General features: G+C 66.8%; 14 protein-coding genes and 1 pseudogene. 10 read left to right on the top strand and 5 right to left on the bottom strand.

The window, feature by feature from the left end:
* Window positions 1-43 precede the first annotated feature (43 nt).
* Genes ROA7023_RS19690 through ROA7023_RS19660 form a run of 7 tightly spaced genes read left to right on the top strand, consistent with a single transcriptional unit; the run spans window position 44 to window position 7,151 of the window.
* On the top strand, window positions 44-1,021 hold the full coding sequence (locus ROA7023_RS19690) for an ABC transporter substrate-binding protein (RefSeq protein WP_085880710.1): 978 nt from the start codon (window positions 44-46) through the stop codon (window positions 1,019-1,021).
* Between the two features lie 34 nt (window positions 1,022-1,055).
* Window positions 1,056-1,886 carry an ABC transporter permease gene (locus ROA7023_RS19685; RefSeq protein ID WP_085880709.1) on the top strand — a complete coding sequence of 277 codons (831 nt, stop codon included), beginning with the start codon at window positions 1,056-1,058 and terminating at the stop codon, window positions 1,884-1,886.
* 1 nt (window position 1,887) lies between these two features.
* Window positions 1,888-2,700, top strand: coding sequence for an ABC transporter ATP-binding protein (locus tag ROA7023_RS19680; RefSeq protein WP_085880708.1), 813 nt, complete (start codon window positions 1,888-1,890; stop codon window positions 2,698-2,700).
* Complete coding sequence (locus ROA7023_RS19675) at window positions 2,700-3,440, top strand: ABC transporter permease (RefSeq protein ID WP_085880707.1); 741 nt, start codon at window positions 2,700-2,702, stop codon at window positions 3,438-3,440. Before ROA7023_RS19680 ends, ROA7023_RS19675 begins: the two co-directional genes overlap by 1 nt.
* Complete coding sequence (locus ROA7023_RS19670; protein WP_085880706.1) at window positions 3,440-5,827, top strand: xanthine dehydrogenase family protein molybdopterin-binding subunit; 2,388 nt, start codon at window positions 3,440-3,442, stop codon at window positions 5,825-5,827. Before ROA7023_RS19675 ends, ROA7023_RS19670 begins: the two co-directional genes overlap by 1 nt.
* Window positions 5,824-6,651, top strand: coding sequence for an FAD binding domain-containing protein (locus tag ROA7023_RS19665; protein ID WP_085880705.1), 828 nt, complete (start codon window positions 5,824-5,826; stop codon window positions 6,649-6,651). Before ROA7023_RS19670 ends, ROA7023_RS19665 begins: the two co-directional genes overlap by 4 nt.
* Window positions 6,648-7,151 (top strand): (2Fe-2S)-binding protein, encoded by a 504-nt coding sequence (locus ROA7023_RS19660; protein ID WP_085880704.1) that lies wholly within the window; start codon window positions 6,648-6,650, stop codon window positions 7,149-7,151. The genes ROA7023_RS19665 and ROA7023_RS19660 overlap by 4 nt, the downstream gene beginning before the upstream one ends.
* 53 nt (window positions 7,152-7,204) lie before the next feature.
* Here the strand turns inward: ROA7023_RS19660 and ROA7023_RS19655 are convergent, their stop codons facing one another.
* From ROA7023_RS19655 to ROA7023_RS19640, 4 genes are all read right to left on the bottom strand, one after another.
* Window positions 7,205-8,218, bottom strand: a complete 1,014-nt coding sequence (locus ROA7023_RS19655; RefSeq protein WP_085880703.1) for an AbrB family transcriptional regulator — start codon at window positions 8,216-8,218, stop codon at window positions 7,205-7,207.
* A 4-nt stretch (window positions 8,219-8,222) separates the two neighbouring features.
* The gene (locus ROA7023_RS19650; protein ID WP_085880702.1) at window positions 8,223-9,728 is read right to left on the bottom strand and encodes a tripartite tricarboxylate transporter permease; all 1,506 of its coding nucleotides are present in this window, start codon (window positions 9,726-9,728) and stop codon (window positions 8,223-8,225) included.
* Window positions 9,728-10,198 carry a tripartite tricarboxylate transporter TctB family protein gene (locus tag ROA7023_RS19645; RefSeq protein WP_085880701.1) on the bottom strand — a complete coding sequence of 157 codons (471 nt, stop codon included), beginning with the start codon at window positions 10,196-10,198 and terminating at the stop codon, window positions 9,728-9,730. The genes ROA7023_RS19650 and ROA7023_RS19645 overlap by 1 nt, the downstream gene beginning before the upstream one ends.
* A 178-nt stretch (window positions 10,199-10,376) precedes the next feature.
* On the bottom strand, window positions 10,377-11,261 hold the full coding sequence (locus ROA7023_RS19640) for a tripartite tricarboxylate transporter substrate-binding protein (RefSeq protein ID WP_234992354.1): 885 nt from the start codon (window positions 11,259-11,261) through the stop codon (window positions 10,377-10,379).
* A gap of 169 nt (window positions 11,262-11,430) precedes the next feature.
* Here ROA7023_RS19640 and ROA7023_RS19635 point away from each other — a divergent pair, with 169 nt between their 5' ends.
* From ROA7023_RS19635 to ROA7023_RS25325, 3 genes and pseudogenes are all read left to right on the top strand, one after another.
* Entirely contained in the window at window positions 11,431-12,099 is a 669-nt protein-coding gene (locus tag ROA7023_RS19635) for a response regulator transcription factor (protein ID WP_234992353.1), read from the top strand.
* Window positions 12,092-13,405, top strand: a pseudogene (locus ROA7023_RS25330) (sensor histidine kinase); the annotation flags it as partial. The gene ROA7023_RS19635 and the pseudogene ROA7023_RS25330, both read left to right, overlap by 8 nt.
* Before the next feature lie 437 nt (window positions 13,406-13,842).
* Window positions 13,843-14,493: an ABC transporter substrate-binding protein gene (locus ROA7023_RS25325; RefSeq protein WP_234992352.1), complete on the top strand. Its 651-nt coding sequence runs from the start codon at window positions 13,843-13,845 to the stop codon at window positions 14,491-14,493.
* 866 nt (window positions 14,494-15,359) lie between these two features.
* On the opposite strand, the gene ROA7023_RS24565 is transcribed toward ROA7023_RS25325, so the two are convergent.
* The coding region (locus tag ROA7023_RS24565) for a hypothetical protein (protein ID WP_159458605.1) at window positions 15,360-15,547 on the bottom strand (188 nt) is incomplete at its 5' end.

Genomic DNA, 15,547 nt, shown 5'->3' with positions numbered 1-15,547 from the left:
CATGAAGACCTAAAGTATTCTTAGCCACGCACCGATCGCGACAGTGTTCGCGACTGCGCTTGCCCTCACGATCGGTGGCCAGGCCCAGGCCCAGGACACCGTGCGCATGACGGTCGACGCGAGCGCCGTGCCCGTCTTCGTCGCCGCCGATCGCGGCCTGTTCGGGGATCAGCCCGTCGAAGTGTCGCAGGTCGGCTACGAGCAGGTCCAGGCGCTGCTGATCGCCGGCGAGACCGAGATCGGTTGGCTGTCGCCGGTCGAAACCACCAGCTTCATCGCCGAAGGGTCTGACCTTAAGTACTTTTCGACCGCCGCGGCGCTGAACATGTACAACGGCGTGGTCGTGCGCACCGAAGATGCCGAGATGTATCAGACGATCACCGACCTCGAGGGCAAGCGCCTCGGCATCCCGGGCTACGGGACCGGCACATGGGCCACCTTCATCGCCTTCATGAACGCCTACTACGGCATTGAGGATCCCGACGCGTATTTCGACGTCGTGACCGCCAGCTCGGGCGCCCTGCTGGCACTGGTGGAGCGCGGCGAGCTTGACGGCGCCCTGCTGTTCTCGGGCAGCTCGGCGGCAGCGCGTTCGCTTCCGCAGTTCGAGACGATCTTCAGCTTCACCGAAGCGATGCAGGAGAACACGGGCCAGCCCCTCGTGATCACCGGATCGGTCGCAACCAGCGACTGGCTGGCCGAGAATGGCGAGGCCGCGGCCAACGTGATCGCGGGGCTTGATGCTGCTGTTCAGTGGATCAGCGAGAACCCCTCCGCCTTCCAGCAGGGCGGTGAGTACGCCTCGCTTGCCGAAGCGGCCGGCTGGCTCTCGGAGCCCGAGACCACCTCGACCGTTCTGGGCCTGATCGACGAAGGAAAGTGGTACCTCTCCTCGGATTCCTACACGACCGAGTGGATGACCGCGATCCGCGAGCTGGTGGTTGCCGGCGGCACACTCGAGACGGTGCCGACCGTGGAAGAGATCTTCCTGTCGCCCGACGCGCTGCCGGCCGCGCAGTAACAGTGTCGTTGGCCACCCAAACCAGGAGAAAATAATGAACTGGTCCGTAACGCCGAAATCGCTCTTGCTGAACGCGCTTCCCGTTGCGGCCGCAGTTCTGGTCTGGTGGGCGGCCACGACCTACATTCTGGTCCAGCCCAGGATTTATCCGACACCGCAGGGTGTGTTCACGGAACTGGTCCGGATCTTCAAGAACGAGGGCCCCATCGGTGAGCCCTACACCCATGCGGCGGCGACGCTCTGGCGTCTGACCATCGCGTGGGGCGGGGGGTTTGTGGCGGCGACGCTTCTCGGCGTCCTCGCCGGCCGCAAGAAGTGGGTCTTCGACTTCTTCTCCTACCCCGTCTGGATCGCGATGGCGGTGCCGTCCGTGGTCTGGGTCTACATCTTCCTCGTCGTCTTCGGCATCGAGGAGATGGTGCCGATCCTGGCCCTGATGATCCTGTTGGCCGCGCCCGTCTTCCTGGGCACGGCAGAGGGCGTGCGCTCCACGCCGAAAGAGCTGCTGGAGATGTGCGACAGCTACAAGATCGGCACGCGGCAGCGCCTGTTCCATTTCTACTTGCCTTATATCGCGCCCTACATGGTCGCGAATGCCCGCGTCTCGTTCGCTTACGGCATTCGGATCGTCCTGATCGCGGAGGTGATCGGCCTTCCCAACGGCGTGGGGATCCTCGTCGGCTACTGGTCGGACTCCCTCTACATGGCGCCCATCGTGGCCTGGGGCCTGCTTCTCATGGCGACTGGCATGATCGTCGATTACTGCATCTTCGCCCCATTGCAACGCCGCATCCGGCGCGAGGCCGAGCCCCGGCCCGCGTCCAAACGGCAACCGTCCGGAAATTCGAGGTTGAAACGTGCTTGAGATGACGAAAGATACCGCTGCCGCCGGCGAAACCAAGGTTTCGCTCAAGAACCTGCAGCTGTCGTTTCCCGATCAATCGGGCGGTGTGAAACAGATCTACCAGGGACTTGACCTGGAGATAGAGAAGGGAAGCTTCACGGTGCTGCTCGGCCCGTCCGGCTGCGGCAAGTCCACGCTGCTCAACATCATGGACGGTCTGCTCCAGCCCAACAGCGCCGACGAGATCCTGATCGACGGCGAGGACCTGCGCGATCGCCCGGACCTGTCGCGCCAGATGGCCTATGTTTTCCAGGGGCCCCGGCTGCTGAAGTGGAAGACACTGGCGGAGAACGCGGAATTCGGCCTGCGCGGCCTCGGCGTGCAGCCGCGCGACCGCTGGCCAGAGTTGATGGAGCGTTATTTCGCGGCCGTGGGCCTGAGCGAATACATGCACCATTATCCCTCGCAGGTCTCGGGGGGCATGCAGCAGCGCGCCGCCATCGTCCGGGCCTGGGTGAACGAGCCGCAGATCCTTCTGATGGACGAGCCGTTCAGCCATCTCGACGAGATAACCGCCGCCGAGATGCGCCGGATCCTCGTCGATCTCTGGCGCGCAGAAGAGGTCCACCGGACCGTGGTCTTCGTCACCCATGACATCAGCGAGGCGGCGCAGCTTGCCACCGACATCGTCATGCTGACCCCCGCGCCGTCCAGCATCTGCTTTCGCCGCAAGGTCGACCTGCCCTGGCCGCGGCACATCGAATCCGACGAGGTGATGGATCTCGAGAAGGAGTTGCGCAAGGCCTTCGCCGAGCGCGCCGGGGTTCGCTTCTGATGGAACGGTTCAAGGAATACTCGGCCCAGATCGCCTCGCTGATCATCATCCTGCTGGGGTGGGAGATTTCGGCACTGATCATGGACACCCGCGCACTGCCGCCGGCGTCCGAATCCTTCGCGGACCTGGTGCAGCTGATCCGGACCGGCGACGCCTTCGGCCCGCTCGGCTCCACCCTGTTCCGGACGACCTGCGGCTTTGCCCTGGGCTTCGTGATGGGCTGCAGCTACGGGATCGCGGCGGTGCTGTCGCGCACTTTCGACGACCTGTCCAAGTGGCTTCTGCAGATCGCGATGTTCACGCCCACGCTGATCCTGATCTTCCTGTTCCTGGTCATCTTCGGGCGCACGAGCTTCACGGTGATCCTGCTCATCGGCCTTGTCGTGCTTCCGGTCGTCGGAACCTATATCCGCGACAGCCTGAGGGATTTCGACGAGGAGCTCGACGGCATGGCCGCCTCCTACAAGGCGCCCCTGCGCCAGCGGGTGTTCGAGATGTACCTGCCGTTCCTGATCCCCTCGATGCTCGCGGCGGGACGCATCGGCTTTACCCTGTCCTGGAAGGTCGGTTTTCTCGCCGAGATCTTCGGCTTCTCGAACGGCCTGGGCTGGCAGATCCGCACGACCTACCAGATCTACGACGTGGCCAAGCTGCTGGCCTGGCTGTCGCTCTTCATCCTGACGCTGCTCGTGATCGAGCAGATGATGCGATTCGCCGAACGCCGTGTGGTGAAGTGGTAATGACGTCCCCGACCGACACGGACCTGCCGCAGAACGCCCACGCGGGCGACGCGAAAGGCAGCTGGATCGGCTCTTCAGTCCTGCGCAAGGAAGACAGCCGGCACCTGCGCGCATCCGGGCGCTTCGTCGCCGATATCCGGATCCCGGGCCTGCAGGACGTGGCCTTTCTGCGCAGTCCCATGGCCCATGCCCGGCTGCTGGGCGTCACCGCGCCCGAAGGGGCCGAGGACAGGGTGTTCGCGCTGGCGGACCTCGGGCCGCTGAACGACCTGCCGGCCGGGCCCGAGCTCGACGCCTTCCGCATGGCCCCCTACCCGCCGCTCGCCGGCGACAAGGTGCGCTATGTCGGCCAGCCCATAGCGGCCTGCATCGGCAAGGACCGGGCCAGCGCCGAGGACATCGCGGAAGAGACGATCCCGGACTTGGAAGAGCTGGGCTGCGTTGTCGATGCGGTCGCGGCGCTCGCGCCCGATGCGCCGCGCCTGCATGACGACTGGCCCGACAACGCCTTCATCCGCGCGCCGATCCGCGCGGGAGAGACCGATGCGCTTGCCAATGCTCCCGTGCGCGTGACCAGGAGCCTGCGGATGAGCCGGCAGGCGACGGTCTCGCTCGAAGGGCGCGGCGTCGTGGCCTATTGGGACAACAGGGCCGAAGAGCTCGTCGTGCACCTGTCGACGCAAGGCCCGCACGTGATGCGCCACGGGCTTGCCCAGGTTCTGGAGCTGCGGGAAAGCCAGATCCGCGTGATCGCGCCCGATGTCGGCGGCGGGTTCGGCGGCAAGAACCGCCTGACCCCCGAAGAGGTCGCCGTCGCGGCCCTTGCCTTGCGCCTGAAACGGCCGCTGCGCTGGATCGAGGACCGCAACGAACATCTTCTGGCCTCGGTGCACGCGCGGGAACACATCTATGATCTGACGCTTTGCGGGGACACCGACGGCCGGCTGATCGGGATTTCCGGCTCTCTGCATGTCGATGCCGGCGCCTATGCGCTGTGGCCCACCGGGGCCTTCATGGAAGCGAGCATGGCGGCCCGGAACCTGACGGGCCCCTACCGGATGCAGGCGCTGGACATCGAGACCTTCACGGTCGCCACCAACAAGCCGCCCATGGGTCCCTATCGCGGCGTCGCCCGGCCCGGAGCCTGTTTCGCGATCGAGCGGATGGTGGACGAATTCGCGCAGGAGATCGGGCAGGATCCGATCGAGGTGCGCCGGCGCAACCTGCTGACCTCCGAAGAGCTGCCACACAAGACGCAGGGCGGCATGACGCTTGACAGCGGCGACTACCCGGCAGCGCTCGAGAAGGCGCTGTCGATGATCGACGTCCCAGCTCTGCGGCGGCGCCAGAAGGAGGGCGAGCCCGACGGGCGGCGGATCGGTCTCGGCGTGGCGATCTACACCGAACAAAGCGGCCACGGCACCGCCGAATGGACCAAGCGCAAGGCCCGCGTCGTCCCGGGGTTCGAATCCGCGACCCTGCGGGCCCATTCCGACGGGTCGGTCGACCTCTTCGTGGGCATCCTCAATCACGGCCAGGGTCTCGAGACGACGCTGGCGCAGATCGCGGCGACGGAACTGGGCCTCGATCCCGCCGAAATCACCGTGCGCCACGGCGATACGGGCATCTCGCCGTTCGGGTTCGGCACCTTTGCCTCGCGCAGCATCGTCTTCTCCGGCGGCGCCGTCGCCAAGGCCGCGCGCACGGTGGCGGCCAAGGCGCGGCGGATCGCCGGCCACCTGCTGCAGGTCAGCCCCGACACCGTCACGCTGCAAGGCGGGCTGCTCTGCGCGGGCAACGCGAGCATCCCCTTTGCCGAGGTCGCGCGGGCGGCGACGGTCCGGCCGGAATTCCTGCCCCTCGGCGAGCCGCCCCTACTGGAGGCGACCGAGACCTACGAGCCCGCCGACTCCAGCGGTGTCTTTTCCTACGGGGCGCATGCCGTAGCCATCGCGGTGGAGCCCGAGACCGGCGCGGTGGAGATACTCGACTATGTGGTCGCAGAAGACTGCGGCGTGATCATCAACCCGATGATCGTGGATGGCCAGATCCTCGGCGGCGTGGCGCAGGGGCTGGGCACGGCACTGTTCGAGGAGCTGGTCTACGATCCCGAGACCGGCCAGCCGCTGGCCACCACCTTCGGCGACTACATGGTCGCCTGTGCGCCCGAGATCCCCGACATCCGCATCGCTCACCTGATGACACCCGCCGCGGTGACGGAATACGGTGTGCGGGGCATGGGCGAGGGCCGCGCCATCGCCCCGCCCGCGGTGATCGGCAACGCCTTGTCCGACGCCTTCGCGGGGGCCACGTTCCTCGAAACGCCGTTCACGCCCCGCCGCGTCAGCAATGCGATCGCCGCGACACCAGACGGGGCCGGCTCATGAAACCCGCACCTTTCGCCTATCACCGGGCCGCGACGCTCCCCGAGGCGCTTGCCATGCTGTCGGAGGGAGACGAGACGGCGCCAGTCGCCGGGGGGCAGTCGCTGCTCGTGCTGCTGGCCCTGCGGATCACCGGTTTCGACCGCCTGGTCGATGTCACGCGCCTTCAGGAACTGCGGGCCTGCCGCGAGACCGACGACACGGTCTTTCTCGGCGCCGCCGTGACCCATGCCGAGATCGAGGATGGCCAGGTGCCCGACCCCTCGCAGGGGTTGATGCCGCGCGTCGCCGCCGGCATCGGCTATCGCGCGATCCGCAACCGCGGCACCCTCGGCGGCAGCCTTGCCCTGTCCGACCCGGCCGCCGACTGGCCGCCGTGTCTCATGGCGCTCGACGCCACGCTCGTGATCGCCGGCCAGACGGCCGAGCGCCGCGTCCCCGTGCGCGACTTTCACCTCGGCCCCTACACCACCGCCCTGGAGCCGGGGGAATTGATCCTCGGCGCCGAGATCCCGCGCCTGCCGGAGGGGGCCCGCTGGGGCTGCGCCAAGCATGCCCGCAAATCGGGGGCCTTCGCCGATTCCATCGCCATTGCCGCGTGCCCTGCCCCGGACCGGGCCCGGGTCGTCCTCGGCGCGTCGGAATCGCACCCTCGGCAGCTGGCGGAGACTTCGGCGCTTCTGTCGCGACAGCCCACGGCGGACGAAAGCGCCCTGCGCACCGCCGCGGCGGCCGACATCGCCGAGGCCGACCCGGATGCCGACGCCTGGCGCCGCCGCTGCCACCTCGCCACAGTCCTCAAAGCCATTCGGGAGGCCCGGAGATGACCGAGATATCCGTGACGCTCAACGGGGTCGAGACGACCGTGGCCATCGAGGACCGGACCAGCCTGGCCGACATGCTGCGCGAGCGTCTGGATCAGACCGGTACCCGGCTGGGGTGCGAACATGGCGGATGCGGAGCCTGCGCCGTCCTGCTCGACGGGATGCCCGTCCGCTCCTGCATCGTCCTTGCCGCGATGGCCGACGGCGCCCGTGTCGAGACGCTCGAAGGGCTGCTCGAGGATCCGATCATCGCGGCGCTCAGCAAGACGTTTCACGAGCTGCACGCGCTGCAATGCGGGTTCTGCACTTCGGGGATGCTGGTCACGGCGCGGGACATCCTGCGGCGGCACTCCGCCCCGACGCGCGATACGATCCGCAAGGAGCTGAGCGGCCAGATCTGCCGCTGCACCGGCTACGTCGGCATCGTAAACGCGATCGAGGCCGCGGGCCGCGACCTTGCCTCGAACGAAGCCGACAAGGGCACCGAGACGGCCGCACCCTGACCGGCCAGGGCCCGGTTTCGGGCGCTCGCCTCGACCAGATCGGACTGCCCGGCTCAGAAGCGCAGGACAATCGGCACGATCAGGATCAGGATCAGGATCCGCGCGAAATGGTGCACCGCGACGTAGGCCGGGTCATAGCCGAGGGACAGGCCGATGGCGGCCATCGCCTCCACCCCGCCGGGCGCGTAGGCAATCCAGATCTGGGTGAAGGGCAGGCCCGTCGCCAGCGGCGCGATCAGCGCGAAGCCCAGCGACAGGACGATGGCCGAGGCCACGACCGCGCAGCCCGCCAGCAGGTGGTGCTTCAGCTGGCTTGCCGTCACCCGGCTCATCCTCGTGCTCAGGACGGCCCCGGTCGTCGCGAAGGCCGCGAAGAGCCCCCAGGACGGGGCGATACCGTGGACCAGCCCGGTCGCATGGCCCGCGGCGCTGACGACCATGCCCGCAAGCAGGGTCGCAGCCGGCACGCCGGCGGCCGTGCCCAGCCGGCCGAGCCCGAGGGACAGGGCCAGCAGGACGGCGCAGACCGCGGCGGACATGGCCTCGACCCCGCCGCCCGCGGCCACCGTCGATCCCCCCAGCGCCAAGGCAAGCGGCGGCACCGAGACGACGAGGATCAGCAGACGCATCAATTGCAGGAACATGACGGCCGTCGGGTCGCCATGTCCGTCCACCGCGATCGCGATCGCATTGGACATGGTGCCGGGAGAGCTTGCGAGCGTCGCGGTCTTCGCGTCGAGGCCGAAGCCACGCGTCAGGACAAGCCGGCCCATCCAGATCGTGGCCGTCAGCGAGGCGACGAGGATCGCGAGGCTGACGGCCCAGATCTCCAGATGGTCGAAGACCCTCTCGTCGATGCCGGAGCCGAGCGACACGCCGATGGTCGCGAAGGCCAGGTCGCGCATCACGGTCGGCAGACCGACGCGGAGGCCGGTCGCCGCGACGGCCACCACCGCCACGGTGCTGCCGATCAGCGCACCTGCCGGAATGCCGGCGAGGGTGGCCAGAGCCGCCCCCGCCAGGCCGGCCACGATCGTGACCGCATAGGCTTTCATGTCACGCGTCATCGCCTCAGCCTTCGAGCGTTGCGTCACCTTCCATCTTGCGGGCCCGCCGGGCCAGCCAGATCGGCGCAACCACCACCAGCACGGCCAGCAGGTAGAGCGTGATGCTCTTGTAATCCTCGACAAGGATGCCCCAGTCGCCCCCCGAGATCGACAGCGCCCGGCGCAGATTGTTCTCGAACAGGCTGCCCAGAACGAAGCCCAGGATGACCGGCGCAAGCGAGAAGTCCAGCTTGCGCAGGAACCACCCGAAGACACCGAGGCCGGTGATCATCAGCAGGTCGAACGGGTTGCCGACGATGGTGTAGATCCCGATGAAGGCGAGGATCACGATCAGCGGCGTCAGGTAGTGCTGCGGGATCGTCAGCATCCGGGCGAAGAGGCCCACCAGCGGCAGGTTGATGACCAGAAGGGCGACGTTGCCGATATACATCGACGCGATCAGGCCCCAAGCCACCTCGGGCCGCTGGGTGAACATCATCGGCCCGGCCTGGATGTTGAACATCAGCAGTGCGCCGAGCAGGATCGCCGTCGTCCCGGAACCGGGAATGCCCAGCGTCAGCATCGGCACCATGGCGCCCCCGGCGGCGGCATTGTTGGCGGCCTCGGGCGCTGCAAGCCCGCGGATGTCGCCCTTGCCGAAGGTCTTGTCGGTGTCCGAGATCCGCTTTTCGGTGCCGTAGGCCACCGCCGAGGCGACCGAAGCGCCGGTGCCGGGCAGGATGCCGATGACCGAGGACCGCGCGATGGTCCACCTGCATTTCACAAGGTCGGCCCAGCGCACGAAGCTCTTGTCCACCGGCAGCGACTTCAGCTTGCCCGAGACCTGGTGCTCGACCAGCGTCAGCAGTTCGGCCATGCCGAAGTGGCCCACGACCACGATCAGGAAGTCGATGCCGGCCAGGATGTCCGGAATGCCGAAGGTAAAGCGCGGCACGCCGGTGTTGGCGTCGATGCCGATGGTCGCAAGCATCAGGCCGATGGTGGCCCCCAGGAGGGTCTTGACCGTGCTCTTGCCCACCAGAGAGGCCAGCGATGCGAAGGCGAAGACCATCAGCGCCACGTAGTCGGCCGGCGAGAAGGTCACCGCGAATTTCGCCAGAAGCGGCGCGAAGAGCGACATCAGGATCACCGCGAAGGTGCCGCCGATGAAGGACGCAACCGCCGAAAGCGACAGGGCGCGTCCCGCCTCGCCCGCCCGGGCCATCGGGTTGCCGTCGAGCGTGGTCATCACCGCGCCCGCGTCGCCCGGAACGTTGAGCAGGATCGACGAGATCCGCCCGCCGTATTCCGCGCCATAATAGATCCCGACCAGCAGGATCAGCGCGGATTCCGGACCGAAGCCCAGCCCGTAGGCGATAGGCAGCAGGATCGCGACACCGTTGATCGGGCCAAGACCGGGCAGCGCCCCGATCAGGGTGCCCGCGAAACAGCCCGCCAGCACGAGAAACAGGTTGAACGGATCGAGCGCGACGCCAAAGCCGGTCGCGAGGCCAAAGTAGACGGCTTCCATCATGAAGCTCCTTGTTGTGCGGAAGACTCCATCAGGCGCTCGATCAGCTCGCCTTCGGGCAGGTTGAGGTCCAGCAGGGTCGCGCAGAGCAGAAAGCCGGCCACCCCTGCGGTCACGCCAAAGGCCAGTGACCGGGCGATGCTTGCGCCCAGCATTGCGCAGAAGACGGTGCCGAACAGGATCGTGGCGACGATGAAGCCGATCCGCTCGTAAAGCTCGGCATAGGCCTTCAGCATCACCACCGTAGCGACAAGGCGGAACCAGGTCCTGGTGGCGACGCCCATTTCCGTGGCGTCCGGTTTCCACAGGATCACCAGCAGGCAGACGATCGCGACGAGGGACAGGATCTGCGGCCAGCTTTCGGGGCCGAGCGGGTCGTATTGAAAGGGGGCTTTGATGGCGGTGAAGGCGATGACCGCGTAGGCCAGCGTCACGATCAGAAGCACCCCGGCAAAAATGCGGTCGACCATGACGGCCTCCTCGAATCTTGGGGTGGATGTCGCACGAGGGCCGGCCCCCCGCGCGATCGGCGGCGGGCCGGCAGGGACCGGTCGGATCAGTTGCCGATCAACCCGGCCTCGGTCGCGATGTCGCGCAGGTTCTGCACCCGCTCCTCGATGGAGGCTTGAAGCTCGTCACCGGCCATGTTCAGCGGCAGCAGGCCCCGCTCTTGCTGGACGGCGGCGAATTCCTCGGTCTCGTAGGCGGCGGTGAAGCGTCGACCCAGGCCTGGTAGTCTTCGTCCGAGACCTCGCCGCCCATGTAGAAGCCGCGCAGGATGGTCCATTCCACGTCGAAGCCCTGCTCCATCGCGGTCGGAACCTCGGCGAAGGGGGCCTCCAGGCGCTCAGGCGACATGACGGCGAGAATGCGCATCTGGCCCGCGTCGATATGCGGGACCATTTCGCCCACGTCGCCCATGTAGACCTCGATCGAGCCGCCCAGCAGGACCGCGATGGCGTCGCCGCCGCCGTCGAAGGCGACATAGCGCATGTCCATCGGCGAGGCGTCCGCCTCGCGCAGAAGCAGTGCGCCCTTCATCCAGTCCTGCGAGCCGACGGAGCCGCCCGCCCCCACGACGACCGACGACGGATCGGCGGAGAAGTCGGCCATGAGCCCGGCCAGATCGGGATACTCGCTGTCCTCGCGCACGACGACGGCCCCGAAATCGGCGCCGGCGGTGCCGACCCAGCGGACGTCCTTCTCGGTGAAGTCGCCACATTTGCCGGTGACGATGTTCAGCAGCGACCCGGTCGAGAAGGCGACGATGGCCGAGCCGTCGTCGGTGCGGGTGGTGTTGAAGAGGTTGTAGGCAACCGCGCCGATGCCGCCGGGCATGAAGGTCACCTGGACGGGTTCGGAGACGTGCGGCTCGAGGCCGGTCTGCGCGATGCGGCAGGTCAGGTCGAACCCGCCGCCGGGGTTGGCCGGGGCGACGCATTCCGGATCGTCGATCTGGGATTGCGCGAAAGCGGGTGCGGCGAATGCGGTGGTGGCAGCCACGAAGGCGACACCAAGGCGAGCGAATGACATTGAAGTCCTCCCAATTGAGTCTTGTCCGGGTCCTCCCCCGATGAGCCGTGTATCGCGAAACAGTCTGATCACGTCCTGACGTGAAACTGACCGGACGCTGACCTGGGGGGCCCGGCCCCAACGCTCGCTTCCCGTGGCAGGGCCAGCCTGCTAATTTGATCCGATGAGAATGCTGCTGGTGGAAGACAACGACGACCTGGCCGAGACGATCATGGATCGGCTCAAGGCCGAAGGTCATTCCGTCGACCGCGAGCGCGACGGCAACGAGGCCAACGAGCTTTTGCGCCATTTCAAGTTCGACATCGTGTTGCTGGACGTGAACCTGCCGGGGCGCAGCGGATACGAGGTCCTGCGGTCGCTGCGCAGCCGTTCGGACGACACACCCGTCATCATCCTCACCGCCCGCAGCCAGATCGACGACCGGGTGATCGGGCTGGATACGGGCGCGGACGACTACATGATCAAGCCCGTGGATTTCCGCGAGTTGTCGGCCCGGTGCCGTGTCCTTGCATGGCGGCGGGCAGGCAATGCCAGCAACATCTTCTCGGCCGGCACGCTTGTCTTCGACAGGGCCACGAAACGGGCGACGATCGCCGGCCGCGACGCCCAGATGCGGGCGCGTGAGATCCAGCTGCTGAAGATCATGATCGACAACGTCGGTCGGATGCTGACCAAGGAGGAGGTCGCGGGCCGGCTGTATTCCTTCGAGGAAGCGCCAAGCATGAACGCGGTTGAACAGCTCGTCACCCGCCTCCGGCGCAAGCTGGACGGCACGCCGCTTGTGATCAAGACGGCGCGAGGCCCGGGCTACATGGCCTATCTGTCCGACGATGACTGAGGTTGCGGGCCGCTCGTTGCAGCGCCGGCTGCTGGTGACGATGGCGGGCGGATTCGCAGTGCTTCTCATCCTCATCTCGCTGCTGCTGTGGACCTATTCGCGCAACGCGGCGAACCGGACGCACGATCTGCTGCTGGCCGGTGCCGCGCTGTCGATCCTCGACCGGACCTCCGTCGGGCCGGACGGCGTCACCGTGGATCTGCCTCATTCGGCGATGGAGATCCTGACCCTCAATCCCGTCGACCGTGTCCTTTACCGGATCTTCCTGCCCGGCGAACGCGAGATCACCGGGACCCCGGATCTGCCCTTGCCCTCCGACCTTGTCGCCGGCGCGACACCGGTCTTCTACGACATGGGCTATCACGGCTCCGAGTTCCGCTTTGTGGTCCAGGGGCGGCAGCTTATCGGATCGGACGGTCGGCAATGGGTCGCGGTCCAGCTTGGCCAGACCGTGGAATGGCGCAGCGCACAGCAGTTGTCGTTCTTCACCACGGGCCTGGCCGGTCTCGCCGTCCTGTCGCTGATCGGGCTGGGCTTCGTCTGGGTGGCCATCCGGACGTCGCTGTCGCCCCTGCGCGAGATTGCCTCCGACCTCGCCCAGCGGGCGCCCTCCGACCTCGGCCTGGTCAAGGGCGCGCCGCCGCGCGAGATCCGGGGGCTGTTCGACGCCATCAACGGCTTCATCCAGAGCCTGAGCCGAAGTCGCGCCCTGACCGAGACCTTCATCGCCGATGTCGCACACCAGACCCGGACCTCGCTGTCGGCGCTGCAGGGGCACCTGTCGCTCGCCGTGGACGCCAAGGACCCCGAGCAGATGCGCTCTCGCCTGCTGAAGGCGGACAGGCAGGCCGCGCGCACCGTGCGCCTGACCAACCAGCTTCTGGCCAATGCGATGGTCATCCACCGCTCCGATCGGCCCAGCCAGGAGCCCATCGCGCTGAAGCAGCTGGTCCGCGACATCCTCGCCGAAAGTCTGCGCGACAGTCGCATGCGGCAGATTTCGCTGTCCTTCGTCGGGGACACGGTCGGTGCCGGCGAGGACATCATCGCCGGTGACAGCGTGTCGATCCGCGAAGCCCTCCGCAACCTGATCGAGAACGTGGTCCGGCACGGCCCCCCCGACAACACCATCGCCATCACCCTGACCGCGACCGGGGCCGAACTGCGCCTGAGCGTCGAGGATGCCGGCCCGGGAATTGCCGAGGCGGACCTGTCGCGGGCGACCGAGCGCTTCACCTCCCTCTCGGCAGAGAGCATGGGCTCCGGGCTTGGCCTTTCGATCGTCAAGGCCGTGGCGGACGGACACGGGGCCGAGCTCAACATGGGTCGCTCGCGGCTCGGCGGGCTCGATGTGACACTGGTGTTCAGGCGAATCCTCGCGGTGCTGACACTGGTTCTCTGGGCGCTGTCGTCGGCACAGCAAGCGCAGGCGCAGACGTTGCTCGTTCACAGCGCGACCGACACCCCCGCCATGCAGCCCCTGATCGAGGCCTTCGAGGCCCGCACGCCCGGCGTCCAGGTGACCTATGTGGAATTCCAGACCATCGCTCTCTACCACTCCATCCTCGACCTCGGCGACGCGCCCCCGCCCGATGTCGTGGTCTCTTCGGCGATGGATCTGCAGGTGGATCTGGTCAATCGCGGGCTGGCGCGGCGCATCCAGCTGCCGCCCGAGGTCGCGCCCCCCCCCCTTGGGCGACCTGGCGGTCCGAGATCTTCGGCTTCACATTCGAGCCCGCCGTCATGGTCTACGATACCGGAGCGATCTCGACTGAGGAGCTTCCCGGCAGCCACAGGGACCTTGCCACTTTCGTGCGCGAGAACGAGGCCCGGTTCAGGGGACGCATCGGGACTTACGATATCGCCGAGTCGGGCGTGGGCTACCTCTACGCGACGCAGGACAGCCTGCAGGGCCCGCAGGTGCTGCGCCTGTTCGAGGTCCTGGGCCGCGCCGAGCTTCGGACCTTCTGCTGCACGTCCGACATGGTCGACGCGACGGCACGGGGTGAGCTTGCCTTCGCCTTCAATGCCATCGGCTCCTATGCGGCCGCCCAGGTCGAGACGGAACCCGAGCTCGGGCTGCATTTCTTCGACGACTACAACCTGGTGATGTCGCGCACTGCCTTCGTGCCGCTCGGGGCGCGGAATACGGACTTGGCGGCCAAGTTCATCGGGTTTCTACTGTCCCCGGAGGGCCAGGGCATCATCGCCGACCGAACACCCTTGTTGCCCCTGATCCAGACCCGCCCCCCGGCCTCGCAGATCGAGAGACAGATCCGCGACCGCATCGGAACGTTTCTCCCCATCCGCCTGACCCCCAGCCTGCTGACCCATCTCGACGACCTGAAGCGACAGGATTTCCTCTACGCCTGGAAAACGTCGCTGGGCAGGTAGGCTGCCGGCAGACGTCTTCGCATTCTCCGGTTCGTCCCATTCGGATTCGGTCCTCGATCAACCCACACAGAAGGCGCGAACGCAGATGCGCCCGCCCGCGCCGCTTCCCGCCTCACGCTCATTCAAAATGCCAATGATCGTCGCTTCGGCAACATGCGTGTAGTTGCGAGCAGAACAACCGAGCTTCGACACTCCGAGGCTTCCGGCGCGCACTTGGACGATCCGGAAGCCCGCACCGTGACGCGCAGGTCAAATCACGTGACCCAAACCATCCCTGGTCTCCGGCCATGCGTCCAAAAAGCAGGGGCGACGCCGGCGCCAGACACCGACGCCAAGCGATGTCCCAGCGGCGGCTCCGCCATGGCTCGGTACGCGTGAACAGGAAAAAACCGTAGGTCGATATCTCACCGCCGACGCGCAGGGTGCAGCAGTGGATCCGGATGTGTCGAAACCTGACAGCCCTCCGCCCCGGGGCCAGATTGGGCAATGGGTCTGAGGCAACTGACAAGTATGCCACAGTGATTTGGCCGCTGACCGAGAGCGGCCAAAGTTGAAGGGCTTGGCAAACTTGCAATGGCCAAAACAGTGGGAATTGGGGGCGCCGCTGTCCGATGCCGATGTACGCCGAAGCTCCGAGAGCCGATTTCACGGAACGGGCAAACGTCGAACCGCAGAATGTGCAGGGGAGCGGATCAGGCAGTTGAACCAAGTAATAGGAGATTGGCCAGGCTCTGCGTGGCGATATTCTGGAAAACTCCCACACGCTCACTGTTTCGGACTATGATTTCCTGAGTATCTCACCCTGTCCTCAGCCCGGGGTGGCTCGGTTTGCCCGAGCACTTATCGACACATCCGTTGAACCGCCGCTATACGAACCGAAAATCATCCTCCACATCCGCCGGCGCGATGCCCTGCAGGAAGATCACGTGCCCGTCGATCACCGCCTCCGTTCCGCTGCCCTTCGCCGTCAGCGAGATGTCGCGCGGGGACATGTCCAGCAGCACCTCGTCGACGTTGACCTGGAACCCGGTGATCACGTCCCGCTCGCCGCGGC

Source organism: Roseisalinus antarcticus (assembly GCF_900172355.1).
Classification (GTDB): domain Bacteria; phylum Pseudomonadota; class Alphaproteobacteria; order Rhodobacterales; family Rhodobacteraceae; genus Oceanicola; species Oceanicola antarcticus_A.
The sequence above is the reverse complement of the archived record's forward strand: the minus strand, read 5'-3'. Positions and strand labels throughout refer to the sequence as shown.

Coding starts and splice junctions, on each gene's coding strand:
- ROA7023_RS19645 (WP_085880701.1), bottom strand. CDS start 10,198: ATGGTCGACCGCATTTTTGCCGGGGTGCTTCTGATCGTGACGCTGGCC.
- ROA7023_RS19635 (WP_234992353.1), top strand. CDS start 11,431: ATGCTGCTGGTGGAAGACAACGACGACCTGGCCGAGACGATCATGGAT.
- ROA7023_RS19650 (WP_085880702.1), bottom strand. CDS start 9,728: ATGGAAGCCGTCTACTTTGGCCTCGCGACCGGCTTTGGCGTCGCGCTC.
- ROA7023_RS19660 (WP_085880704.1), top strand. CDS start 6,648: ATGACCGAGATATCCGTGACGCTCAACGGGGTCGAGACGACCGTGGCC.
- ROA7023_RS19675 (WP_085880707.1), top strand. CDS start 2,700: ATGGAACGGTTCAAGGAATACTCGGCCCAGATCGCCTCGCTGATCATC.
- ROA7023_RS25325 (WP_234992352.1), top strand. CDS start 13,843: ATGGTCTACGATACCGGAGCGATCTCGACTGAGGAGCTTCCCGGCAGC.
- ROA7023_RS19680 (WP_085880708.1), top strand. CDS start 1,888: ATGACGAAAGATACCGCTGCCGCCGGCGAAACCAAGGTTTCGCTCAAG.
- ROA7023_RS19665 (WP_085880705.1), top strand. CDS start 5,824: ATGAAACCCGCACCTTTCGCCTATCACCGGGCCGCGACGCTCCCCGAG.
- ROA7023_RS19670 (WP_085880706.1), top strand. CDS start 3,440: ATGACGTCCCCGACCGACACGGACCTGCCGCAGAACGCCCACGCGGGC.
- ROA7023_RS19655 (WP_085880703.1), bottom strand. CDS start 8,218: ATGACGCGTGACATGAAAGCCTATGCGGTCACGATCGTGGCCGGCCTG.
- ROA7023_RS19685 (WP_085880709.1), top strand. CDS start 1,056: ATGAACTGGTCCGTAACGCCGAAATCGCTCTTGCTGAACGCGCTTCCC.
- ROA7023_RS19640 (WP_234992354.1), bottom strand. CDS start 11,261: ATGTCATTCGCTCGCCTTGGTGTCGCCTTCGTGGCTGCCACCACCGCA.